The 4,629-nt window shown below is 65.7% G+C and carries 5 protein-coding genes; all 5 read right to left on the bottom strand.

The window, feature by feature from the left end; translation table 11 throughout:
* Positions 1-20 precede the first annotated feature (20 nt).
* Positions 21-1,562 (bottom strand): glutamine-hydrolyzing GMP synthase, encoded by a 1,542-nt coding sequence (gene guaA / locus JX325_RS12815; protein WP_204791500.1) that lies wholly within the window; start codon positions 1,560-1,562, stop codon positions 21-23.
* A 73-nt stretch (positions 1,563-1,635) separates the two neighbouring features.
* Positions 1,636-2,256 carry a hypothetical protein gene (locus tag JX325_RS12820; protein WP_204791501.1) on the bottom strand — a complete coding sequence of 207 codons (621 nt, stop codon included), beginning with the start codon at positions 2,254-2,256 and terminating at the stop codon, positions 1,636-1,638.
* Positions 2,257-2,337: 81 nt separating this feature from the next.
* Positions 2,338-2,592, bottom strand: a complete 255-nt coding sequence (locus JX325_RS18740; RefSeq protein WP_374220619.1) for a phosphoribosyltransferase family protein — start codon at positions 2,590-2,592, stop codon at positions 2,338-2,340.
* Positions 2,593-3,087: 495 nt separating this feature from the next.
* Positions 3,088-3,909, bottom strand: a complete 822-nt coding sequence (locus tag JX325_RS12830) for a P-loop NTPase (protein WP_204791502.1) — start codon at positions 3,907-3,909, stop codon at positions 3,088-3,090.
* Positions 3,910-3,953: 44 nt separating this feature from the next.
* The coding region (locus tag JX325_RS18200) for an ATP-binding protein (RefSeq protein WP_374220618.1) at positions 3,954-4,629 on the bottom strand (676 nt) is incomplete at its 5' end.

The following is a 4,629-nucleotide window of genomic DNA, read 5'->3' on the forward strand; positions in this document are numbered from 1 at the left end:
GACATGGGGGTGTCCTCCTGTTATTCAAATTCAATCGTCGCCGGGGGCTTGCTGGTGATGTCGTAGAGCACCCGGTTGATGTGGGGCGCCTCGTTCACCACCCGGACGCTGACGCGGTCCAGGACCTCATAGGGAATCCGGGTCCAGTCCGCCGTCATAAAGTCGCTGGTGGTGACGCTCCGCAGGGCCAGGGCGTAATCGTAGGTCCGGCCGTCCCCCATGACTCCCACGCTGCGCAGGTTCGTCAGCACGGCGAAGTACTGGTCCATGGTCCCGGCAAGGCCCGCCTTGGCAATCTCGTCCCGGAAGATGAAGTCCGCCCGGCGGAGCAGATCCAGCTTCTCCTTCGTCACCTCGCCGATGCAGCGGATGGCAAGGCCCGGCCCCGGGAAGGGCTGGCGGCTCACCAGGTACTCCGGCAGGCCCAGCTCCCGGCCCAGCTGGCGCACCTCGTCCTTGAAGAGCATCCGCAGGGGCTCCACGATTTCTTTGAAATCCACATAATCCGGCAGGCCCCCCACGTTGTGGTGGCTCTTGATGACGGCGGCGTCCCCCGCCCCGGACTCGATGACGTCGGGGTAGATGGTCCCTTGGGCCAGGTAATCCACCCGGCCGATTTTTTTGGCCTCCGCCTCGAAGACCCGGATGAACTCCTCGCCGATGATTTTGCGCTTACCCTCCGGCTCGGTCACGCCGGAAAGCTTGGAGAGAAAACGATCCTCCGCGTTGACCCGGATAAATCGGATGTCCCGCTGGGAGAAGACGGACTCCACCTCGTCCCCCTCGTTCAGGCGCATGAGNCCGTGGTCCACGAAGACACAGATGAGCTGGGGCCCCACGGCCTCCGCCAGCAGGGCGGCGGCCACGGAGCTGTCCACCCCGCCGCTGAGGGCCAGGAGGACCTTTCCGTCCCCAATGGTTTCCTGGAGGCGGCGGACGGCGGTTTCCTTATAGTCTTNCATGGTCCAGTCGCCGGAGGCTCCGCAGATTTCGTAGAGGAAGTTCCGCAGCATGGCCGCGCCCTGCTCGGTGTGGTTCACCTCCGGGTGGAACTGGACGCCGTAGAAGCCCCGGGCCTCGTCGGCGATGGCCACGTTGGGACAGGCGGCGCTGCGGGCCGTCAGGCGGAAGCCCGCGGGGACCTTTTCCATATAGTCGCCGTGGCTCATCCAGGTGACGCTTTTCGCGGGGAGGCCCCGGAAGAGCTTACAGTCCGTGTCGAAGGCGGTTTCGGTCTTGCCGTACTCCCGGGCGGAATCGCTCTGGGCGGCGGCGACTTTTCCCCCCAGGTGGTGGGCCAGGAGCTGGCAGCCGTAGCAGATGCCGAGGACCGGCACGCCCAGCTGGAAGATCTCCGGGTCCGCGTGGGGGGCGGCGGGGTCGTAGACGCTGCCGGGGCCCCCGGTGAAGATGATGCCGATGGGGGCCAGGGCCTTCAGGTCCGCGACGGGGGTGGTGTGGGGCTTGACCTCGCAGTAGACCCCCTGCTCCCGGACCCGGCGGGCGATGAGCTGGTTGTACTGGCCGCCGAAGTCCAGAATGACGACGGTTTGATGGGGCATAAATGGTTCCTCGGTTCTTTTGTTAGATTTGGCCGCCCCGGAGGCGGGAGGACGCGGCGGACAGGGAGGCGCGTCAGGAAGAAAGCTCCGCCCCGCCCCACTCCACCACGGTGAAGCCGGTGCGCTTGAAGGCGGGAAGCTCCTGGGCGGGGAGATCCGCCGGGGCCTCCAGGGGTTTCCAGGCCATAAAGACCCGGAGGAGGCTGTCCGGCTCCGGGGTGACGGTAAGGCGGGCGTGATTCGTGTAGTCCTCCGCCTGGAAGGCGATCAGGTTATAGGGATTGGCCTCCATCCGGGGAAGCCAGTAGACGATGAATTCGTTGGCCTCCCGGCGGGTGAGGCCCAGGCGGCTGAGGGCGTCCTCCAAAAAAGCGGCGGTGTCCGCTCCGGGAACGCAGAAGCCCCGGGAGAAGTCGTACTCCGTCCGGGTCACGCCCTCCCAGTAGAGGTAGCTGTAGGTCTGGCCGGACTCGTCCGTCAGCGTGCCGCCGGGGGCGGCGGTGACGGTCCAGCCGTCTTCATAGGCGGGATAGGTGCAGGTGAGCGTTCCGTCGTAGTCCAGGCGGACGGTGACTTCCGTCTCCTCCTCCGGGTAGAGGTAGATCACGGGCTTGGCGTCGCCCGCCTCCGCCTCCCGGNAGGCGGAGAGAAGCAGCAGGGCCGCGAGGCACAGGGGGAACAAAATTCGTTTCATGGGAAAGCCTCCTTTTCAAAATCAGTCTATCTGTATCTGTAAAGACGAGAAAAGGGGCGGGGAGGTTGCGGGGAGGGGGAATTATTCCTCCCGGAAGACGATGCTGCCGGGCTCGGCGCGTTCAATAATGGCCAGGGAGTGGAGGTTCACCCCCGCCTCCCGGAGGCGGTCGCCGCCGCCCTGGAAGCCCTTTTCCACGGCGCAGCCGATGCCCACGAGCTTCGCCCCGGCCTTCTCCACGATGTCGCACAGGCCCCGCATGGCCTCGCCGTTGGCCATGAAGTCGTCCACCACCAGCACCCGGTCCCCGGCGTGGAGCCACTCCCTGCTGACCAGGAGGGTGACCTTCTTTTTCTAAGTATACGANAAGATGTCGCTTTGATACAGGCCGCCCTCGATGTTGTCGCTCTTGGCCTTTTTGGCGAAGATCATGGGCTTACCGAAGTGGCGGGCCACCACGGCCGCCAGGGCGATGCCGCTGGCCTCGGCGGTGAGGATCACATCCACGCCGTCCATGTCGAAGTGCCGCCCCAGCTCCTGGGCGATGTGGTCCATCAGCTCCGTGTCCACGCGGTGGTTCAGGAATCCGTCCACCTTGATGATGTTTCCCGGGAGGACCTTACCCTCCTTGACGATGCGGTCTTTCAGCTCCTGCATAGCGCGTTCCTCCTTATATCATATGGTTACCCTTCTTATTATGTCGAATGACGGCGGATTTTGCAATTGCCGTTCCCCACAAAATCGGGGCAGGGTCTTGTGCGGTCAGTACATATTTTTGGAAAAAGCGGCGCGCCCCGCCCTGGGATTCCGGGGACGGAGCGCGGTTTTGGCTTAGGTTTTCTCCAGCAAATCGGCGGCGGCGTCCAGCCAATTGCCCTGGAAGGATTCGATGTCCCCCGCGTCCGCCAGGGCCGCCAGGGCCGGGTCGATGGGCATTTCCGCCAGCAGGGGCAGGCTGTGGCGCTTTGCCGCCCCGGCGGTCTTCCCCTCGCCGAAGAGGCGGAGCTTCTTCCCGCAGTCCGGGCAGAGGACATAGCTCATGTTCTCGATAAGGCCCAGGNTGGGGACCTNCATCATCTCCGCCATCTTCACGGCCTTTTCCACCACCATGGAAACCAGCTCCTGGGGAGAGGCCACCACCACGATGCCGTCCAGGGGGATGGACTGGACGACGGAGAGGGACACGTCCCCGGTGCCCGGGGGCATGTCGACAAAGAGATAGTCGCAGTTCCAGAGGACGTCCGNCCAGAACTGCTGGACCACGCCGGAGATGACCGGGCCCCGCCAGATAACCGGGTCCGTCTCGTTGGGCAGGAGCAGGTTCGTCGACATCATCTGGATGCCGGTGCGGGACTCCATGGGGTAAATGCCGTCCTCCCCGCCCACGGCCTGGCCGTGGACGCCGAAGGCCTTGGGGATGGAGGGGCCGGTGACGTCCGCGTCCAGAATGCCGGCGGCATGGCCCCGGCGGTGCATGGTCACCGCCAGCTGGCTGGTGACCATGGACTTGCCGACGCCGCCCTTGCCGGAAACGACGCCGAAGACCTTGCCCACCCGGGCGTGGGGGTTCAGCTCTTTTAAAAGGGACTGGGGCTCCGGGCGGTCCGCGCAGGACTCGCCGCAGGTGGAGCAGTCGTGGGTGCATTCGCTCATGGTGTACAATCTCCTCTTTTATGAAAATAGTAGACGAGGGTATTCTATACCTTCCCTCCCGGGGCCGTCAAGACCTGGATGGAGACGGCGGGGTNGTCTTGGAAATACGCCGCCTCCCGGCTGTGGCAGGTGAAAAGCAGGNTCTGGCGCTTCTCCGCCTCCTTGCGGAGATAGTCCAGNGCGGCGGCGCAGCGCTGGTCGTCAAAGCTGGAAAGGGCGTCGTCCAGGACGATGGGCACGGGGTTCTCCGGGTGCAGGACCAGATCGCAGACCGCCAGGCGCACCGCCAGGTACAGCTGGTCCGCCGCTCCGGCGGAGAGATAGCCCACGTCCCGGGGGACGCCGGTGCCCGCGGGCTCCGCCGAGACCCGGAGGGTCCGGTCCAAAATTACGCCGCCGTAGGCCCCGTCCGTGAGGCGGTCGAAGATCNCCGCGGCGCGCTTNCCCAGGGCGGGGGAGAAGCGGCCCTGAAGCTGGGTGTTGGCATGGGCCAGGGCGGACATGGCCAGCTCGATGGCGGCGTACTCCGATTCCAGGGCGGCGATCTCGTCCGTCAGACGCTCGGCGGCGGCTTGGAGGGCCAGGGGTTCCCCGGCGGCGTGGAGCCGCCCGGCAATGCGGTCCAGGCTGGAGCGGAGGGCGGACAGGTCCGCCCGGACGGCCTCCAGCTCTTCCAGGACGGCATCCCGGTCCCGCTCCGGCGGGAGGAGGGGCGGGGCG

The organism is Oscillibacter sp. CU971, from assembly GCF_905219725.1.
In the GTDB taxonomy this organism is placed as follows: domain Bacteria; phylum Bacillota; class Clostridia; order Oscillospirales; family Oscillospiraceae; genus Oscillibacter.